The 18,874-nt window shown below is 65.3% G+C and carries 18 protein-coding genes and 1 pseudogene; 11 read left to right on the forward strand and 8 right to left on the reverse strand.

Features of this window, described 5'->3' with window-relative positions; all coding sequences use genetic code 11:
- Positions 1-221 precede the first annotated feature (221 nt).
- From ACXJMY_RS10205 to hpaR, 4 genes and pseudogenes are all read right to left on the reverse strand, one after another.
- Positions 222-1,745, reverse strand: a complete 1,524-nt coding sequence (locus ACXJMY_RS10205) for a UxaA family hydrolase (protein ID WP_456619193.1) — start codon at positions 1,743-1,745, stop codon at positions 222-224.
- A gap of 166 nt (positions 1,746-1,911) precedes the next feature.
- Positions 1,912-2,688, reverse strand: coding sequence for an HpcH/HpaI aldolase family protein (locus tag ACXJMY_RS10210; RefSeq protein ID WP_456619194.1), 777 nt, complete (start codon positions 2,686-2,688; stop codon positions 1,912-1,914).
- Between the two features lie 116 nt (positions 2,689-2,804).
- Positions 2,805-2,921 (reverse strand): annotated as a pseudogene (locus ACXJMY_RS10215) (malate dehydrogenase); the annotation flags it as partial.
- A 69-nt stretch (positions 2,922-2,990) separates the two neighbouring features.
- Positions 2,991-3,509, reverse strand: coding sequence for a homoprotocatechuate degradation operon regulator HpaR (gene hpaR, locus ACXJMY_RS10220; RefSeq protein WP_456619195.1), 519 nt, complete (start codon positions 3,507-3,509; stop codon positions 2,991-2,993).
- A 112-nt stretch (positions 3,510-3,621) separates the two neighbouring features.
- Here hpaR and hpaH point away from each other — a divergent pair, with 112 nt between their 5' ends.
- From hpaH to ACXJMY_RS10250, 6 genes are all read left to right on the forward strand, one after another.
- Positions 3,622-4,428 carry a 2-oxo-hept-4-ene-1,7-dioate hydratase gene (gene hpaH / locus ACXJMY_RS10225; protein ID WP_456619196.1) on the forward strand — a complete coding sequence of 269 codons (807 nt, stop codon included), beginning with the start codon at positions 3,622-3,624 and terminating at the stop codon, positions 4,426-4,428.
- Positions 4,429-4,460: 32 nt separating this feature from the next.
- The gene (locus ACXJMY_RS10230) at positions 4,461-4,859 is read left to right on the forward strand and encodes a 5-carboxymethyl-2-hydroxymuconate isomerase (RefSeq protein ID WP_456619197.1); all 399 of its coding nucleotides are present in this window, start codon (positions 4,461-4,463) and stop codon (positions 4,857-4,859) included.
- Positions 4,852-6,390, forward strand: coding sequence for a 5-carboxymethyl-2-hydroxymuconate semialdehyde dehydrogenase (gene hpaE / locus ACXJMY_RS10235; protein ID WP_456619198.1), 1,539 nt, complete (start codon positions 4,852-4,854; stop codon positions 6,388-6,390). The genes ACXJMY_RS10230 and hpaE overlap by 8 nt, the downstream gene beginning before the upstream one ends.
- Before the next feature lie 123 nt (positions 6,391-6,513).
- Positions 6,514-7,497 (forward strand): 3,4-dihydroxyphenylacetate 2,3-dioxygenase, encoded by a 984-nt coding sequence (gene hpaD / locus ACXJMY_RS10240; RefSeq protein WP_456619199.1) that lies wholly within the window; start codon positions 6,514-6,516, stop codon positions 7,495-7,497.
- 166 nt (positions 7,498-7,663) lie between these two features.
- Positions 7,664-8,533 carry a fumarylacetoacetate hydrolase family protein gene (locus ACXJMY_RS10245; RefSeq protein WP_456619200.1) on the forward strand — a complete coding sequence of 290 codons (870 nt, stop codon included), beginning with the start codon at positions 7,664-7,666 and terminating at the stop codon, positions 8,531-8,533.
- A 25-nt stretch (positions 8,534-8,558) separates the two neighbouring features.
- A complete protein-coding gene (locus ACXJMY_RS10250; RefSeq protein WP_456619201.1) occupies positions 8,559-10,184 on the forward strand; it encodes a thiamine pyrophosphate-dependent enzyme in 1,626 nt (541 codons plus the stop codon).
- Between the two features lie 122 nt (positions 10,185-10,306).
- On the opposite strand, the gene alkB is transcribed toward ACXJMY_RS10250, so the two are convergent.
- Both alkB and ACXJMY_RS10260 read right to left on the reverse strand, forming a co-directional pair.
- Positions 10,307-10,960, reverse strand: a complete 654-nt coding sequence (alkB, locus tag ACXJMY_RS10255; RefSeq protein ID WP_456619202.1) for a DNA oxidative demethylase AlkB — start codon at positions 10,958-10,960, stop codon at positions 10,307-10,309.
- 9 nt (positions 10,961-10,969) lie between these two features.
- A complete protein-coding gene (locus ACXJMY_RS10260; protein ID WP_456619203.1) occupies positions 10,970-11,716 on the reverse strand; it encodes a 2OG-Fe(II) oxygenase in 747 nt (248 codons plus the stop codon).
- Between the two features lie 247 nt (positions 11,717-11,963).
- Here ACXJMY_RS10260 and ACXJMY_RS10265 point away from each other — a divergent pair, with 247 nt between their 5' ends.
- The gene (locus tag ACXJMY_RS10265; protein WP_456619204.1) at positions 11,964-12,722 is read left to right on the forward strand and encodes a transglycosylase domain-containing protein; all 759 of its coding nucleotides are present in this window, start codon (positions 11,964-11,966) and stop codon (positions 12,720-12,722) included.
- A 9-nt stretch (positions 12,723-12,731) separates the two neighbouring features.
- On the opposite strand, the gene ACXJMY_RS10270 is transcribed toward ACXJMY_RS10265, so the two are convergent.
- Positions 12,732-13,418, reverse strand: a complete 687-nt coding sequence (locus ACXJMY_RS10270; RefSeq protein ID WP_456619205.1) for a DUF2848 domain-containing protein — start codon at positions 13,416-13,418, stop codon at positions 12,732-12,734.
- Positions 13,411-14,760 (reverse strand): amidase, encoded by a 1,350-nt coding sequence (locus ACXJMY_RS10275; protein WP_456619206.1) that lies wholly within the window; start codon positions 14,758-14,760, stop codon positions 13,411-13,413. Before ACXJMY_RS10275 ends, ACXJMY_RS10270 begins: the two co-directional genes overlap by 8 nt.
- Positions 14,761-14,951: 191 nt before the next feature.
- On the opposite strand from ACXJMY_RS10275, the gene ACXJMY_RS10280 reads away from it, so the two are divergent.
- From ACXJMY_RS10280 to ACXJMY_RS10295, 4 genes are all read left to right on the forward strand, one after another.
- Complete coding sequence (locus tag ACXJMY_RS10280; RefSeq protein WP_027533987.1) at positions 14,952-15,365, forward strand: Zn-ribbon domain-containing OB-fold protein; 414 nt, start codon at positions 14,952-14,954, stop codon at positions 15,363-15,365.
- 3 nt (positions 15,366-15,368) lie between these two features.
- Positions 15,369-16,508, forward strand: coding sequence for a thiolase C-terminal domain-containing protein (locus tag ACXJMY_RS10285; protein ID WP_456619207.1), 1,140 nt, complete (start codon positions 15,369-15,371; stop codon positions 16,506-16,508).
- 179 nt (positions 16,509-16,687) lie between these two features.
- Positions 16,688-17,602 (forward strand): SDR family oxidoreductase, encoded by a 915-nt coding sequence (locus tag ACXJMY_RS10290; protein WP_456619208.1) that lies wholly within the window; start codon positions 16,688-16,690, stop codon positions 17,600-17,602.
- A 129-nt stretch (positions 17,603-17,731) separates the two neighbouring features.
- Positions 17,732-18,850, forward strand: coding sequence for an SMP-30/gluconolactonase/LRE family protein (locus ACXJMY_RS10295; protein WP_456619209.1), 1,119 nt, complete (start codon positions 17,732-17,734; stop codon positions 18,848-18,850).
- Positions 18,851-18,874 lie beyond the last annotated feature (24 nt).

Below are 18,874 nucleotides of genomic sequence, written 5' to 3' on the forward strand. Positions count from 1 at the left end.
GCTTTTTTGAGCAGAACACCTGACGTCATCGCGATCAAGCATTAACAACGGGCAGAGAGTGCCTAGGAAGTATCCGCCGTAGCCCTCCCGTAGCCCGGATGGAGCGAAGCGTAATCCGGGGTTCTTCACCCGCGGATCGAGTTGTCCCGGATTTCGCGGAGCCTGTCATCGGGCGGCGCTTCGCGCCGACCCGTTGGCTCCATCCGGGCTACGAAGTCGCCCTACATCGTCGCGCCCAACACCCAGGGCGCAAACTCGGCGCCGCCGAAATCAAAGCTCTCGCTCTTGGTCGGCTGGCCCGAGGCGGTCTTCAGGATCAGCTCGAAGATGCGCTGGCCGCATTCCTGGACGCTCTCCTCGCCTTCGAGGATGGTGCCGCAATTGACGTCCATGTCCTCTTCCATGCGCTTGTACATGGGCGAGTTGGTCGCGAGCTTGATCGAGGGCGCGGGCTTGCAGCCGAACACGCTGCCGCGGCCGGTGGTGAAGCAGACGAGGTTGGCGCCGCCGGCGACCTGCCCGGTCGCCGCGACGGGATCGTAGCCGGGCGTGTCCATGAACACGAAACCCTTCTTCGTCACCGGCTCGGCGTAGCGCAGCACGTCGACGAGATTGGTGGTGCCGGCCTTCGCCATGGCGCCGAGCGACTTTTCCAGGATGGTGGTGAGGCCGCCGGCCTTGTTGCCGGGGCTCGGGTTGGCGTTCATCTCGGCGCCTTCGCGCTCGGTGTATTCGTCCCACCAGCGCATCAGATCGACGAGCTTCTCGCCGACCTCGCGGCTGACGGCGCGGCGGGTGAGCAGATGCTCGGCGCCGTAGGTCTCCGGCGTCTCCGACAGGATCACGGTGCCGCCGTGACGCACGATGAGATCGCTGGCAGCCCCAAGCGCCGGATTGGCCGACACGCCGGAATAGCCGTCGGAGCCGCCGCATTGCAGCGCCACCGTGAGCTCGCTCGCGGGCACGGATTCGCGCTTCACCTTGTTGGCATCAGTCAACGCCTCGCGCACGAACGCGATGCCGGCCTCAACCGTCTTGCGGGTGCCGCCGACCTCCTGGATGTCCATCGCGCGCAGGCGGCCGGCGAGCTTCTGCTCTTCCATGAGCCCGCCGATCTGGTTCACCTCGCAGCCGAGGCCGAGCACGATGACGTGGGAGAAATTGACGTGCCGCGCATAGCCGCCGAGGGTGCGGCGGAGCAGCGCCAGCGGCTCGTTCTGCGTCATGCCGCAGCCGGTCTTGTGGGTCAGCGCAACCACGCCGTCGACATTGGGGAAATCGGAGAGCGGATTGTCGCCGGTGAACGGATTCTTCTTAAAGACGTCGGCGACGAGGCCAGCGACATGCGCGCTGCAATTCACCGAGGTGAGGATACCGATATAGTTGCGCGTGGCGACGCGGCCGTCCGGACGGCGGATGCCCTCGAAGGTCGCCGGCAAGTCGAAATTCGGCGTCGGCTTGACGTCGGCGCAATAGGCATAGTCCTTGGCGAAGTCGCCCATGCCGCAATTCTGCGTGTGCACGTGCTGGCCCGGCGCGATCGGCACCGTGGCGAAGCCGATGATCTGGCCGTAGCGCCTGACCGGCTCGCCGACGGCGATCGGCTTGATCGCGACCTTGTGGCCGGAGGGAATGCGTTCGACCGTCGTCACGCCGTCGGCCACCACTGTTCCGGGCGGCAGGCTGGCGCGCGCGATCAGCACGCCATCATCGGGATGCAGGCGGATGACAGGGCTGATGGTCATGAGAGGTCTCCTTGGTCTTCAAGTGTCGTGCCCCGGACGCAGCGCAGCGTGAAACGGTGCGCTGCTGAGCCGGGGCCTAGTTGTCACGTCATGTGCTTCGCCAGCGACTGGGTCCCGGCTCTGCGGCGCATCACTTCGTGCTGCGCCGCGTCCGGGACACCGAAGCTCAAGCCTTACCCGCCGAATCCTTGCGGGTCGCGTTGACCTGCATCTTGGCGTAGGTCGTCATCAGGCCGACTTCGTTCGACAGCGTGACCAGCTTGAAGCCCATGTTGATGGCGCGCGCGGCGCCCTCGGCGCCGCTGCAATGGATGCCCGGGTTGAGGCCGCGCTTGCCGCACTCCTTGATGATCTTGTCGTAGATCGCGAGGATCTCGGGCTCGGTGCGGTCGAGCTTGGGCTCGAGGCCATAGGAGAAGCCGAGATCGGACGGGCCGATATAGACGCCGTCGATGCCCTCGACGTCGAGGATCGCTTCCATGTTCTCGACCGCGGTCTTCGTCTCCATCATCGGCAGCAGGATGGTGTCGGCATTCGCGGTCTTCTGGTAGGAGCCCGCGGTGCCATACATGCCGGCGCGGATCGGGCCGTTGGAGCGCACGCCCTGCGGCGGATATTTCGAATAAGAGACGAGATTCCTGGCTTCCTGCGCCGTGTTGACCATCGGGCAGATCACGCCATAGGCGCCGCCGTCGAGCACCTTGCCGATGATGCCGGGCTCGTTCCAGGGCACGCGCACCATCGGCGTCACCGGATGCTTGTCCATCGCCTGGAAGCACTGCACCATCGACAGATAGTCCTGCACGCCATGCTGCATGTCGACGGTGACGCTGTCGAAGCCGCATTGCGCGATCATCTCAGCCGAGAAGCCGGAGGGAATCGCGAGCCATGCGTTGACGACCGCCTTGCCCGACTTCCAGATTTCTTTGACTTTATTCGCCACGTTGCCTTCCTTCTTTGTTGTTGGGACCTTGGTCACCACGCCGAGCGCCGCGACAGCGCAACCCTGCTGTTACCGCCAACTGGATCGCCGCGCTACGCTCACAATGACGCAAGAACCTACGCCGTCGCCCTCTGGGTGCTGACTTCGCTGACGCCGACCTCACGGACGGTATTCACTATCGCCGCCCAGGTGTCATCCGGCAAGGGGATGCCGCTTTTGCTGCGCTCAGCTTGGACCACACTTTGAGCGAAAAAATGCGGCAATGTCCATGGCTGTCGCCGCGCGCCCGCGCATATCTGCTTTCACTCCTCGGCACTTGCCTCGTCGCCGGCGCCGAGCCCTGCGAGACTGTGTTCGAGCTCGCCGAGCATCTCCTGCAACTCGACGAGCTTGCGTGCGCCAAAGCGTCGCGTGATCTCCGCATAGATCGCTTCCGAGGACGGCGCGACCGAGGCCATCAGCTTCACGCCCTTCTCGGAGATCGAGACCATGCTGCGGCGCTGGTCGGCTTTCGCGGTCTTGCGCTCGATCAGATTGCGCGCCTCGAGATCGCGCAGGATGCGCGACAGGCTCGGTCCGAGCAGGAACGCCGTGCGCGCGAGTTCCGTGACCTCGGCGGCCTCGATGGCCGCAAGCGCGCGCAGGATGCGCCATTGCTGCTCGGTCAAGCCGTGCTCGCGCAGCGACGGGCGGAACTGCCGCATCACCGCCTCCCGCGCCCTGAGCAGCGACATCGGCAGCGAGCGCGAAAAGTCGCGCATCGGCACCTGGCGAGCGGCGGGCCCGCTTGCGTTGGCTGGATCAACCGGTCTCTTCGCCATGACGCCCTTTCAAACCGCAAAATGTTTGCGGTGCAGCAAGCCAAATTTATATTTGACGCATTCACTTAACATGTTAAGTACTTTCCGGGCACCACGATTTGCAAGATCACACATGGCGCTTTCCAAACAGGATATCCAAGCTTGCGCGAACCGTCTGCATCAGGCGGAGAAGACCCGCACGCAGATCCGGCAGCTCTCGCAGGACTTCCCCGCCATTACAATCGCGGATGCCTACGCGATTCAAAAGGCCTGGGTCGACGTCAAGATCGCCGAGGGGCGCATCGTCAAGGGCCACAAGATCGGCCTCACCTCGAAGGCGATGCAGAGCGCGCTTGCCATCGACGAGCCGGATTCCGGCGTGCTGCTCGACGACATGTTCTTTGCCGATGGCGGGCTGGTTCCGACCGAGCGCTTCATCGCCACGCGCGTCGAGGCCGAGCTCGCCTTCGTCATGAGCAAGCGCCTCGCCGGGCCCGACTGCACGATGTTCGACGTGCTCAACGCCACCGACTTCGTGGTGCCGGCGCTGGAGATCCTGGATACGCGGATCGAGCGCGTCGATCCCAAGACCAAGGCGACGCGAAAAATCTTCGACACCATCGCCGACAATGCGGCGAATGCCGGCATCGTGCTCGGCGGCCGGCCAATCCGCCCGTTGGACGCAGATTTGCGCTGGATCGGCGCGCTCTGTTTCAGGAACGGCCAGCTGGAAGAGACCGGCCTTGCGGCCGGCGTGCTCAATCATCCCGCCACCGCCGTTGCCTGGCTTGCCAACAAGATCGCGCCGCTCGGCCTTGCGCTGGAGCCTGGCCAGGTCGTGCTGGCCGGCTCCTTCATCCGTCCGATCGAGACCCGCAAGGGCGACACAATTCAGGCCGATTATGGCGCCTACGGCTCGGTGAGCTGCTACTTCGCCTAGGCGAACAAAAAAAGACAGGGAGTGAAACCGCCATGCCGCATTTCACGATCGAATATTCGGCCAATCTCGAGGGCCGCCTCGACATCGCCGCGGTGTGCGAAGTGGTGCGCAAGGCGGCGGTCGAGACCGGCATCTTCCCGCTCGGCGGCATCCGCGTCCGCGCTGTCAGGTGCGAGCATTACGCGATTGCGGACAACAGGCAGGATTACGGCTTTCTCGACATGGTGCTGCGCATCGGCGAGGGCCGTGACCTCAAGACCCGTCAGAACGCCGGCGAGCACGTCTTCCAGGCCCTCTCCCGGCATCTCGATCCCGTCTTCGCCGCCAGCAAGTTCGCCCTCTCGTTCGACATGCAGATCAACGACAAGGACACCAGCTGGAAGCGCAATAACATCCACGACGCCCTGAAAGTGGAGGCCGCCCATGGATAAGCCCACGCCGAAAGCCGATGTGTTCCAGGCCAACCGCGACCGCGCGGCGCCGCTGCTGAAGAAGCTGCGCGCCGATGGCATCGGCCACATGATCGACGGCAAGATCGTTCCGTCGATATCAGGCGAGACCTTCGAGACCAAGTCCCCGGTCGACGGCGCGACGCTCGCCAGCGTCGCCCGCGGCAATGCCGAGGACATCGACCGCGCCGCGACGGCGGCTGCGCTGGCCTTCAAGTCCTGGCGCGACATGGGGCCTGCGATGCGGAAGAAGCTGCTGCATCGCGTGGCTGATGCGATCGAGGACAATGCCGACGACATCGCCGTGCTCGAATGCATCGACACCGGCCAGGCCTATCGCTTCATGGCGAAGGCCGCGATCCGCGCCGCCGAAAACTTCCGCTTCTTCGCCGACAAATGCGGCGAGGCTAGAGACGGCCAGAACACGCCGAGCGATGAGCATTGGAACGTCTCGACCCGCGTGCCGATCGGTCCCGTCGGCGTCATCACRCCGTGGAACACGCCGTTCATGCTCTCGACCTGGAAGATCGCCCCTGCGCTCGCTGCGGGGTGCACCGTCGTGCACAAGCCGGCCGAATGGTCGCCGGTGACGGCCGCCATTCTGGCAAAACTCGTCAAGGAAGCCGGCGTTCCCGACGGCGTGCTCAATACTGTCCACGGCTTCGGTGAAGAGGCCGGCAAGGCGCTGACCGAGCATCCCGCGATCAAGGCGATCGGCTTCGTCGGCGAGAGTGCGACGGGATCGGCGATCATGATCCAGGGCGCGCCGACCTTGAAGCGCGTGCATTTCGAGCTCGGCGGCAAGAATCCGGTGATCGTGTTCGACGATGCCGATCTCGACCGCGCGCTCGATGCGGTCGTGTTCATGATCTACTCGCTCAATGGCGAGCGCTGCACGTCGTCAAGCCGCCTGCTGATCCAGGCGAGCATTGCGGAGAAATTCATCGAGAAGCTCACCGCGCGCGTCAAGGCGCTGAAAGTCGGTCATCCCCTCGATCCCTCGACTGAAATCGGGCCGCTGATCCACGAGCGGCATCTCGCCAAGGTCTGCTCCTATTTCGACGTCGCGCGGAAGGACGGCGCGACGATCGCGGTCGGCGGCAAGGCCTATGACGGCCCCGGCGGCGGGCATTATGTCGAGCCGACGCTGGTCACCGGCGCACATGGCAAGATGCGCGTGGCGCAGGAAGAGGTGTTCGGTCCCTTCCTCACCGTGCTGCCCTTCCGGGACGAGGCCGATGCGATCGAGATCGCCAACGACATCCGCTATGGCCTGACCGGTTATGTCTGGACCAACGATGTCGGCCGCGCGCTGCGGGTTGCGGATGCACTGGAGGCCGGCATGATCTGGCTGAACTCGGAAAACGTCCGCCATCTGCCGACGCCGTTCGGCGGCATGAAGGCCTCCGGCATCGGCCGCGACGGCGGCGACTATTCGTTCGACTTCTATATGGAAACCAAGCACGTCTCGCTGGCGCGGGGCACGCACAAGATTCAGAGACTGGGAATTTAACGCTTCGTCGTTCCGGGGCGACGGGACCGCGCAAGCGCGGCCCGGAGAACCCGGAACCTCGAGATTCCGGGTCTGCGCCTTGCGGCGCATCCCGGAATGACGGGAGCTAAAGAGGGAAACGCAATGCCCGTACCGCAACATGTCTTCGAGCCGCCCTTCAACATCATCCGCTCGAGCCATGCCGTGCTCGACGTGACCGATCTGAAGCTCAGCCGCGAATTCTACGAGACCACCGTCGGCCTGCATGTTGAGGACGCCGACGACAATGTCGTGTACCTGCGCGGTGCGGAAGAGCATCAGCATCACTCGCTGGTGCTGCGCAAGGCGGCGGTGCCGGCCTGCAACCGGCTCGGCTTCAAGGTGGGCAACGACAGGGATCTCGACAGGGCGGCCGCGTTCCTGTCCGAGAACGGCCTCGCTTACGCCTTCGTCGACCAGCCGTTCCAGGGCCGCACGCTGCAATTCACCGATCCCTTCGGCTTCCAGATCGAGCTCTACGCGACGATGGACCGGCGGCCGCACCTCCTGCGCCGCTACGATCTGTACAGGGGCTGCCATCCGCAGCGGCTGGACCATTTCAACGTCTTCGCCGCCGAAGTGCAGGACACGGTGGACTTCTACGCCCGGCTCGGCTTCCGCCTCACCGAATACGCGGAGGAAGACGGGCCGCAGGGGCGCATCGCGGCTGCCTGGATGCATCGCAAGGGCAATGTCCACGACTTCGCCATCACCAATGGCAAGGGCCCGCGGCTGCACCACTTCGCCTATTGGACGCCGACGGCGATGAACATCATCCATCTCTGCGACGTCATGGCTTCACAAGGCTTCGTCAAGAACATCGAGCGCGGCCCCGGGCGCCACGGCATCTCGAACGCGTTCTTCCTCTACGTCCGCGATCCCGACGGCCATCGGCTCGAGCTCTATACCAGCGATTATTTCACCGGTGACCACGATCACGAGCCATTGCGCTGGTCGCTGCGCGATCCGCGCCGGCAGACGCTGTGGGGCGCCCCTGCCCCGCGCTCGTGGTTCGAGCAGGGCTCGCCGTTCAGCGGACAGGCCGTGCGCGAGCCGAAATTCGTGGCGGATGTGCTGGTGGCGGATTGATGCCGGCGACCTCTCTCCCCGTCGTCCCGGCGAAGGCCGGGACCCATAACCACAGGGAGGAGTTTGGCGAAGACACGTTGTTCGGTACTCCTACCTTATCCAATCGACAGATTCCGCGGTATGGGTCCCGGCCTTCGCCGGGACGACAGGGAATGAAGAGTTGCCAATGAAGCTCCCTCGCCTCGCTACCTACTCCGTCAAAGGTGAAATCCGCTACGGCGCTGTCCTGGAGGGTGGCATCGTCGATCTCTCTCCGCGCTACGCCAAGGATTATCCGACGCTGCGCGAAGTGATCGCGGCTGGCAAGCTCACGAGCCTTGCCGAGGAGGCCGCCGGTCGCGCGCCTGACCATGCGCTCACCGACATCAGCTGGTTGCCGCCGGTGCCGGCGCCGGAGAAGATCATCTGCATCGGCGTCAACTACCCCGACCGCAATGCCGAGTACAAGGACGGCCAGGACGCCCCAAAATATCCGAGCATGTTCATGCGCTCGCCCCGCTCCTTCGTCGGCCACGACACGCCGCTGGTGCGGCCGCGCGCGTCCGCGCAGCTCGACTATGAAGGCGAGATCGTGCTGGTGATCGGCAAGCAAGGCCGGCACATTGCGGAAAGCACGGCGCTCGACCACATCGCGGCGCTCACGCTGTGCAATGAAGGCTCGGTGCGCGACTGGCTGCGCCACGCCAAGTTCAACGTCACGCAGGGCAAGAATTTTGATTCCAGCGGCAGCCTCGGCCCGTGGCTGGTGCCCTACACCCGGGAATCGCAGATCGCCGATATCCATCTCACCACGCACGTGAATGGCGAGCTGCGGCAGGACGATCGCACCAGCCGACTGATGTTTCCGTTCCGCTATCTCATCAGCTATATCTCGACCTTCGCAACGCTCGTTCCCGGTGACATCATCGTGACGGGCACGCCGACCGGCGCCGGTGCGCGGTTCGATCCGCCGCGCTATCTGAAGCCTGGCGATGTCGTCGAGGTCGAAGCCGAGGGCATCGGCAAATTGCGCAACGGTGTGATCGACGAAGCCTGACCACCAGCACGAATGGAATGATGCAATGACCACCCTCACCGGCGGCGAAGCGATCGTAAGCGGCCTTGTCGCCCATGGCGTCGACACCGTGTTCGGCCTGCCCGGCGCCCAAATCTACGGCCTGTTCGACGCCTTCCACCAGGCCCAGCTCAAGGTGATCGGCGCGCGGCACGAGCAGGCCTGCGGCTACATGGCGTTCGGCTATGCGCGCTCCAGCGGCAGGCCCGGCGTGTTCAGCGTGGTGCCCGGCCCGGGCGTGCTCAACGCCAGCGCGGCGCTGCTCACCGCCTATGGCTGCAACGAGCCGGTGCTGTGCGTCACCGGCCAGGTGCCGACGCAATTTCTGGGCAAAGGCCGCGGCCATCTGCACGAAATGCCGGACCAGCTCGCGACCCTGCGCACCTATGTGAAATGGGCAGATCGCATTGAGGCGCCCGGCAACGCGCCGACCACTGTGGCGCGCGCGTTCCAGGAGATGACGTCCGGGCGACGCGGGCCCGCCTCGGTTGAAATGCCCTGGGATATCTTCACCCAGCGCGCGGACACCGCTGCGGCGCAGGTGCTGGAGCCCCTGCCCGCGCCCCTGCCCGATCCTGATATGATCAAGCAGGCGGCCGCGCTGATCAAGAACAGCAAGGCGCCGATGATCTTCGTCGGCAGCGGCGCGATCGAGGCGGGCGCCGAGATCCTCGAGCTTGCCGAGATGATCGATGCGCCCGTGGTCGCCTTCCGCAGCGGGCGCGGCATCGTCTCCAATGCGCACGAGCTCGGCCTGACCATGGCTGCCGCCTACAAGCTGTGGCCGAACACCGACCTCATGATCGGCATCGGCTCGCGGCTGGAGCTGCCGACCATGTCGCGCTGGCCCTACCGGCCCGACGGGTTGAAGAGCATCCGCATCGACATCGATCCGGTCGAGATGCGGCGCTTCATCTCGGACACCGCTATCGTCGCCGATGCCAAGGCCGCGACCGCCGATCTCGCCGCCGCCGTCAGCAGGGCCGGTTACAGCAAGACCGCCGGCCGCCGCGCCGCGATCCGCGACGCCACCGCGACCGCGCAAGCCGAAATCCAGCGCATCCAGCCGCAGATGGCATATCTGAACATCCTGCGCGAGGTGCTGCCGGCGAACGCGATCGTAACCGATGAATTGTCGCAGGTCGGCTTCGCCTCCTGGTACGGCTTTCCGATCTACGAGCCGCGCACCTTCATCACGTCGGGCTATCAGGGCACGCTCGGCTCGGGCTTCCCGACCGCGCTTGGCGCCAAGGTCGCTAATCCCGACAAGCCGGTGGTGGCGATCACCGGCGACGGCGGCTTCATGTTCGGCGTGCAGGAGCTTGCCACCGCCGTGCAGTTCAACATCGGCGTGGTGACGCTGGTGTTCAACAACAACGCCTATGGCAATGTCCGCCGCGACCAGCGCGAACGCTTCGACGGCCGCGTGGTGGCGTCCGACCTCGTCAACCCGGATTTCGTCAAGCTCGCGGAGTCCTTCGGCGTCGCGGCCGCGCGCGTCACCGCGCCGGATCAGTTCAAGGCGGCGATGGAGAAGGCGCTCGCCCATGGCGGGCCGTATCTAATCTCGGTCGAGGTGACGCGGGACTCCGAAATCAGCCCGTGGGCGTTCATCCACCCGCCGAAGCCTTAGTGAGCCTCATGGTGAGGAGGCGCGAAGCGCCGTCTCGAACCATGAAAGGCCCGTATCTCGCAGCTCGGCCTTCATCCTTCGAGACGCGCGCAAGGGCGCGCTCCTCAGGATGAGGGGATGGATCACTGCGTCCGGCGAAACGTCAGGTTGATGCGCTGCCGTCCGAGCAGCGGATGTTCGCCGTCGGCGAGCGGCGCCACGCCGTGATAGGCGAGCCGGTTGGGGCCGCCCCAGACCACGACGTCACCATGGACGAGCCGGAAACGACGCGGCTTGTCGCTGCGCGCCATGCCGCCGAACAGGAAGGTCGCGGGCAGCCCCAGCGAGACCGAGATGATCGGCGCCGCATAGTCCAGCTCGTCCTTGTCCTGATGCAGCGACAGCCGCGTGCCGGGTGTGTAACGATTGACGAGGCAGGCATCGGGCGCAAAGCCCGTGAACCCGCCCTGCTCCGCAGCCCGGCGCGCCAGATCGCAAAACACCGGCGGCATCGCGGGCCACGGCGCGCCGGTTCGCGGATCGATCGGATCGTAGCGATAGCCGGTGTGGTCGGTGATCCAGCCCCGCGCGCCGCAATTGGTCATCGCCACCGACATCAGATGACCGCCGGGCGTGGTCATCCGCCGGAACGGCGACTGTGCAACGATCGCACGCACCGCGGCAATCAGCTCGCTCTCGATCGGCCTGACGAATGCGCGCAGCAGCACGGCGCCATCGGCGATCTCCTCACGCGAGGGCTGCGCCTCCGCGACGCTATCAAACAGATCCGCCGTCAATTCCTGTGCTCATTTGGCATCATGAAAGATCACACCCAGCGTATGGCGTTGGCCGGATCGGATTCGGCTGACGCCATGACGGAGGTTAACGCGATAAGTGCCGCGCGTCCCCTGCACCGGGCGGTGATGCACAGCGAAGGCGACGGCGTCGCCCTGCGCCAGCGGCACCACCTCGGCGCGGGACTGCATGCGCGGGCGCTGCTCGGTCAGCACGAACTCGCCGCCGGTGAAGTCACGTCCGGGCTCGGACAAGAGGATCGCGACCTGGATCGGGAACACGTGCTCGCCATAGAGGTCCTGGTGCAGGCAATTGTAGTCGCCGGCCTCGTATTGCAGCAGCAGCGGCGTCGGCCGCGCCTGCCCCGCGTCGTGGCAACGCTTGAGGAAGGCTGCGTGCTGCGCGGGGTAACGGATGTCGATCCCCATCGCCTCGTTCCAGCGGTTGGCGACGCCGTGGAGATGCGCATAGAGCGCCGGGCGCAATTCGCCGATCAGATCGGGAAGCGGGTAGGACAAGTACTTGTATTCGCCGCGGCCAAAACCGTGGCGGCCCATGACGATGCGGCTGCGGAAGTGCGTGTCGTCCGGATAGAACGCAGCGATGGTGCGACATTGGTCCGGCGTCAGCAGGCCTTTGAGAACGGCGCAGCCCTGGGTGTCGAGCTCGGCGGTGATTTGAGACCAGTCGAGGGCGTCGACGTGGGAGGGGAGGTCAATTCCAGAGTCAGGTGCGGCAACACGTTTGGCGATAGCCATTGCGATCATCCTATCCACGTCCGTCATTCCGGGACGCGCCTCTTGGCGCGGGCCCGGAATCCATAACCACGATCGGGAGTATGGATTCCGGGCTCGCGCCCAAGTGGGCGCGCCCCGGAATGACGGAAGTGGGTGTCGCAGATAGCGGCTGCAACAACCACCCGATTTCCGTGAGGCCCCAGCCGCCCCAATTCCGTCCGGTTCCAACGCGAATTTGTGCCCGTCCCGCTCCTTCAGCCTGCACCTGATGCGCAAATTTCTCTTCATTGCTGCCAAGACGGTGCTGGCTGTGCTTTTGCTCGGGAGCACCGGCCTGCTCGCCTTGTCCGGTTGGCTGGTCTGGCACTACGGTTACAGCATCGGACTTCCGACGGAAGCTCAGCTCGCGGCGGTTTCGCCGACAGGCCCGGCGTGCAGGACCGATCCCAAGCACGCCACCATTCCCCTCGCCGATATCCCGCCTCTGCTCCGGGACGCCGTGATCGCGTATGAGCAACCGGACTTCTACGAAGCCTGGACGTTAAATCCGATTGCCGAGATTGCATTCGCCATGGGCACTGGTCGCAGACCCCGGCCGGCCGGCGTGACGCAATCTGTCGCGCGCTGCCTGCTGTCGCTCTCCCCGGGAAATGACCGGCAGATCGACCCTATCGCCTCGATCTTTTTCATGCAGCGCGTAACCCGCAGCCTGTCTCGGGACAGGATCCTCGAGATCTATCTCAATGAGAGCTATCTTGGGCGCAGTGCATTTGGAATGGCGGCCGGGGCGGAGGCCTACTTTGGAAAGGCGCTCCCGGACCTTGATGTCGACGAGGTCGCGTTCATCACGACGCGCGCGCGACAACCTTACCCAAGCCGATCTTTCGACACGCGCTCGCGAGATTTCGCCATCGATCGCATGCAGACGGCCGGATTGATCAGCGAGACGCAGGCGGCAGCGGCAAAGAGCCGGCCGCTGCTTCTCAAGGATGCGCCGGGCACCCGAGCCCAGCCCGTCAATCAATGACGACGCCGATCAGCCCAGCACCGGCAGCGTCACCACGTCATATCCGTGCCTGATCGTGCGCTTCAGCACGGGGTCTTCCAGCTCGAACTCGAAGCGGTCGGCGGGGCGGATGCCGCCCTTGGCGGCGAAGGTGCCGCCGAACATGGCGCAGCCGTCGGGGAACTTCTTGCCGTCGAAACCGCGCGCGATCAGGTCGGCGACGGGGAGCATCGCGTCGAGCGTGCCCTCCTGGTAGAGCACCCGCTCGCCCTTGATCGTGGCGTAGGAGCGCAGGACCATCCTGTCCCAATGGCCGATGACGTCCTCGAGCTCCCACAGCGTCGAGGCAATCGGCTTGTCGCACATCTGCTTGGAGACGGTGACGTTGTAGGCCTCGACCTTGCGGTCGGTGTGGTCGGAGCCGCAGCCGACGAAGACGCGGCCCTGCCAGCCGATCAGCACGAACTCGACCTCGCCGCTGGAATCGCCGCCGCAGCATTCGATGCGGTCTTCCAGGGTCAGCCGCCGTGCCGAGGCGCGATAGTAGATCGGGGTCGAGGCCGGCGGGGCGATGCCCATCTCTTGCAGCTCGGCGATGTGCTTGTCGCGCGCGACGGGATCGCGGCCGGTCCAGCCGGCGATGACCATCTGGTCGATCGCCAGCGTCAGCGGCGTGGTGGTGTCCTGGGCGTCGACGGTGAAAGTCAGGTCAAACACGAATTACGGCCTCCATGCCGGCAGCAAGTTCGAAAATGCGATGGTCGGAGCCGCCCGCACCCGCCAGCATCAGGCCGACGGGAACGTCGCCCTCGCGATGGGCGGGCAGCGAGATGGCGCAGCCGTCGATCATGTTGATCAGGGTACAGTTGCGCAGGGCGCGCAGGTTCTGGGTGGTGAATGCCTTGTCGTCGGCGAGATCGGCGATCTTCGGCGGGGTGTTGGCGGTGGTCGGCAGCACCAGCGCGTCATAGGGCGCGATCCGCGCGTTGACGCGGGCGATCAGCGAACGGCGCTCGTTGAGGAGGTCGATGTAGTCGGCCGCGCTCTGTGCCTCGCCGCGCATGATGCGCACGAAGACCCGGGGGTCGTAGACGTCACCCTTGGCGGTGATGAGATAGCGATGCCAGGCGTAGCTCTCGGACGCGGCAAAACCGCCCTTGGCGTTCATCGGTCCGATGTCGTGGAATTCCGCCATCTCGATCCGTTCGATACTGGCGCCATGATCGGAAAGTGTCTTCAGCGCGCGCTCGAAGGTCTCGGCCACTGCCGCATCGAGATCGTCGAGCGCGATGGTGGTAGGCACCGCCAGCCGCATGCCCTGGATCGGCCGCGGCTTCAGCGCGACGATCGGCTCGTTCGCGAGCACGGCGTCGAGTATGGCACAGCAACTGACCGATCGCGCCAGCGGCCCGATGCTGTCGAGCGAGAATGACAGCGGCACCGCGCCGTCGAGCGGCACACGGCGTTGCGTCGGCTTGTAGCCGACGATGCCGTTGAAGGCGGCGGGAATCCGGCAGGAGCCGCCGGTGTCGGTGCCGAGCGCACCGTGCGCCATGCCGTCGAGCACGGAGACCGCCGCGCCGGAGGACGAGCCGCCGGGCACGTGCCCCTCGGCCCGGTTCCAGGCGCCCTTCGGCGTGCCGTAATGCGGATTGATGCCGATGCCGGAATAGGCGAACTCGGTCATGTTGGTCCGCCCGATCAGGACGAAGCCGGCCTTGCGCAGCCGCTCGACCGTCGCGGCGTCGTGCTCCGCCGGATCGGAATCGTCGAGCGCACGCGAGCCGGCGCGCGTCGTCTGTCCCCTGATATCGAAGAGATCCTTGATCGAGATCGGGATACCGGCATAGCGCGACGGCGCGGCCTTGACCTTGCGCAAGCCGTCCATCGCGTCCGCGGTCGCGAGCGCCGCATCCTTGTCGACATGGATGAAAGCGCGCCGGCCCTCGCCGGCCGGATCAGCGATCCTGGCGATGCAGGCCTCGACCAGCTTGCGGGAGGTGGTGCGGCCGCTTTCGAGGTCGTCGGCGAGCTTCGCCAGTGTCGGAAAATCGGGCATGTCTGTCTCACGGAATATTGCGCGCGCAATCTATAGCGCCGCCTCAGCGCGACACAAGCATTGTGCGCATGATGGCATGCATGCGCGTTGCTGGACCGTTGACGCGCCATGGTCAATTGTCGCATCAAGATCGCAACAGGCGGGCCCCGAAGCCAAGCCTTCGGAAGACTGCCTTGGGAGGACTTGCCGGCATGGCCGAACCGCAGCGCGCGCGACCAAAACCGACGCCGGAGACCCAGCATTTCTGGGACGGCACCAAGGCGGGCGAACTGCGCCTGCAACGCTGCGACGCCTGCGCGCATGTCTACTTCCCGCCGCGCCCGTTCTGCCCGTCCTGCGCCTCGCGCAAGGTCTCCGTCTTCAAGGCAAGCGGCAAGGGTTTCCTCTACAGCTACGTGATCAATCACCGTCCCGCCGCCCCCGGCTTCACGCCGCCTTATGCGATCGCGGTGGTCGAGCTTGCGGAGGGGCCGCGGATGATGAGCAACATCATCGACTGCCCGCAGACCCCGGAGGCGCTCGAGCTCGACATGAAGCTCGAAGTCGCCTTCGAGGCACTCGACGACAAGATCACCCTCCCCGTGTTCCGTCCGGCGAAGGGATAGGCCATGCGCAGCAACCAGGTTGCCGTCGTCGGCGCGGCCGAGACCACCGAGCTCGGCGTCATCCCCAACATGTCGCAGCTCCAGCTTCACGCGGACGCGGCCCTCAATGCCATCGCCGACGCCGGACTGAAACTCTCCGACATCGACGGCTTTGCCACCGCGGTGGAGACGCCGCAGCAGGTCTGCCATTATCTCGGCATCAAGCCGACATGGGTGGACGGCACCTCGGTGGGCGGCTGCTCGTTCATGCTGCACGTTCGCCATGCCGCCGCGGCGATCGAGGCCGGCCTGTGCAAGACCGTGCTGATCACCCATGCCGAGAGCGGCAAGTCGATGATCGGCAAGGCGCCGCGCTCGATTCCGGCCGACAGCCTGCAAGGCCAGTTCGAGGCGCCCTACGGCGTCTACGGCCCGCCGAGCATGTTCCCGATCCCCGTGCTGCGCTTCATGAAGACCTACGGCATCACCCACGAGCAGCTCGCCTCGGTCGCGGTGGTGCAGCGGGAATGGGCGGCGAAGAATCCGCGCGCCATGATGAAGGACCCGATCACGGTCGCGGACGTCCTCAACTCGCGCATGATCGCCTATCCGTTCCGGCTGCTGCAGTGCTGCCTCGTCACCGACGGCGGCGGCGCGCTGATCCTGACCTCGGCCGACCGCGCCAGGGATTTTCCGAGGAAGCCGGTCTACATCATGGGCACCGGCGAGAGCGTGGAAACGCCGATGGTCAGCCAGATGGAGACCTTCAATTCCTCGCGCGCGTTCAAGACCGCCGGGCCCCTCGCCTTCAAGGAGGCCGGCATCGCGCACAAGGACGTTGACCATCTCATGATCTACGACGCCTTTGCGCATCTGCCGCTGTTCGGCCTCGGCGATCTCGGCTTCATGCCGCACGAGGAGACCGGAAAGTTCATCGCCGACGGCAACACGCGGCCCGGGGCTAAGCTGCCGCTCAATACCAATGGCGGCGGCCTGTCCTACATGCATTCGGGCATGTACGGCATGTACGCGCTGCAGGAAAGCGTGCGGCAGATGCGCGGCATCGCGCCGGCGCAGGTCGCCAACGCGAAGATTTCAGTGTGTCACGGCGTCGGCGGCATGTTCGCGGCAAGTGGCACGATCGTGTTTACGAACGAGAGGTAGCGAGCGCCCGCCCTCCCTCTCCCCGTTCTTACGGGGAGAGGGTCGGGGTGAGGGGCTGCCTCCACGCACTGGACTCGCGGAGAGTCCCCCTCACCCGGATCGCATCTTCGATGCGATCCGACCTCTCCCCGCAAGCGGGGCGAGGTAAGAAACGCCGGAACGCATAGCGGAGAACCCACATGAGCAAATCACTGCAAGACAAGGTCATTATCGTCACCGGCGCAGGCCGCGGCATCGGGCGGGAGATTGCGCTGCTGTGCGCGGCGGAAGGCGCCAAGGTCGTCGTCAACGATCCCGGCGTCGCCGCCGACGGTGCCGGGTCGAGCGCTTCTCCCGCCGAGGAGGTGGTCGAGGAGATCAAGAAGCGCGGCGGCGCGGCGGTCGCCAATTTCGAATCGGTGGCGGAAGCGATCCCCGCCAGCAAGATCGTCAAGACCGCGACCGATCATTTCGGCCGGCTCGACGGCGTCGTCAACAATGCCGGCATTTTGCGCGACATGATCTTCCACAAGATGAGCGTGGAGGCCTTCGAGGCCGTCATCAAGGTGCATTTGATGGGCTCGTTCTACGTCAGCCACGCCGCCGCGCGGATTTTCCGCGAGCAGGAGTCGGGCTCCTTCGTGCACTTCACCTCGACCTCGGGCCTGATCGGCAACTTCGGCCAGGCCAACTACGCCGCCGCCAAGCTCGGCATCGTCGGCCTGTCGAAATCGATCGCGCTCGACATGGGCCGCTTCAACGTCCGCTCCAATTGCGTCTCGCCGTTCGCCTGGACCCGGATGATCGGCACCATCCCGACCGAGACCGAGGCCGAGAAGGCGCGCGTCGAGAAGATCAAGCAGATGGGGCCGGAGAAGATCGCGCCGGTCTGCGCCTATCTGCTCTCCGATGCCGCCAAGGACGTCAGCGGGCAAATCTTCGGCGCGCGCATGAACGAGCTGTTCCTGTTCAGCCAGAACCGCCCGCTGCGCTCGGTGCATCGAAGCGAAGGCTGGACGCCGCAATCGATCGCCGAGCACGGCATGCCGGCGCTGAAGGGCTCGTTCTACAAGCTCGACCGCTCAGCCGACATCTTCCCCTGGGATCCGGTGTAACGATCCCGTCTAGCCGCATTTCCGGCATCCCTGCCCTGCGATCTCTGGTTGTCTCGATCAGAGATCGCCCCGCTTTACGCCCGATTGCAGGCGGATGGTGTCCTCCCAACAAAACTTTGGGAGGAAACCATGACAAGAATACTGACCAACCCCAACGACACGACTGCAACGGAACGCGGCCTCGGCCGCCGCGATCTGCTCAAGGGCGCGGCGGCGGTCGCCGCATCCACCGTCCTCGCCTCGCAGGCCGCCGACGCCCGCGACTTCGGTGCCAGCGCCGAGCCGCAGCGCTATCCCGACCCCGACATCATCGCCATCGACCCCAAGCGCTTCAAGGCCAAGGTCGGCAACACCGCGATCAAGCGGCTCTACACCGGCTGCCTGTGGGCGGAGGGACCGGCCTGGAATGCGCAGGGGCAGTATCTCGTCTGGAGCGACATCCCGGCCAACCGGCAGCTGCGCTACCTCGACGACGACGGCCACATCTCCGAGCAGTTCCACAAGCCGTCGAACGAGGCCAACGGCAATTCGTTCGACACCGAGGGACGCCAGATCAGCGCCGAGCGCACCCGCCTCGTCCGCTACGAGCACGACGGCTCGGTCACGACGCTGGCGGAGCAGGCGGGCGGCAAGCCGCTCAACGGCCCCAACGACATGGTCGTGCATCCCAACGACAAGGCGATCTGGTTCACCGATCCCGGCTATGGCGCGATCAGCATCTATGAGGGCAAGCTGGCCAACACTGGCTCGCTCCAGCCCCACCAGAAGGAAGCCGTCTATCGCCTGGATACGCAGACCGGGCAGGTCGCGAAGGTTGCGGATGAGCCGTTCAAGCCGAACGGCATCGCCTTCAGCCACGACTACAAGAAGCTCTATGTCTGCGACACCGGCATCACGCATTATCCGCAAGCGGAGAACGTGGTGTGGTCCTACGACATCGACGGGGCGAAGCTGTCGAACCCGAAGCGGCTGATCGACATGAAGCTCGACGGCAAGTCCGGCTTCCCCGACGGCCTGCGCGTCGACACCGAGGGCAATATCTGGGTCGGCGCCGGCTGGGTCGGACCCGGCTATGACGGCGTCCAGGTGTTCGCACCGAACGACGGCGCGCGCATCGGGCAAATCCTGCTGCCCGAAACCTGCGCCAATGTCTGCTTCGGCGGCAGGAAGCGCAACCGCCTGTTCATGACCGCGAGCCAGTCGCTGTATGCGGTCTATGTGGAGACGCAGGGGGCGCATTTCTGTTGAAATGGGCACCGTCATTCCGGGGCG

Source organism: Bradyrhizobium sp. P5_C12 (assembly GCF_054049735.1).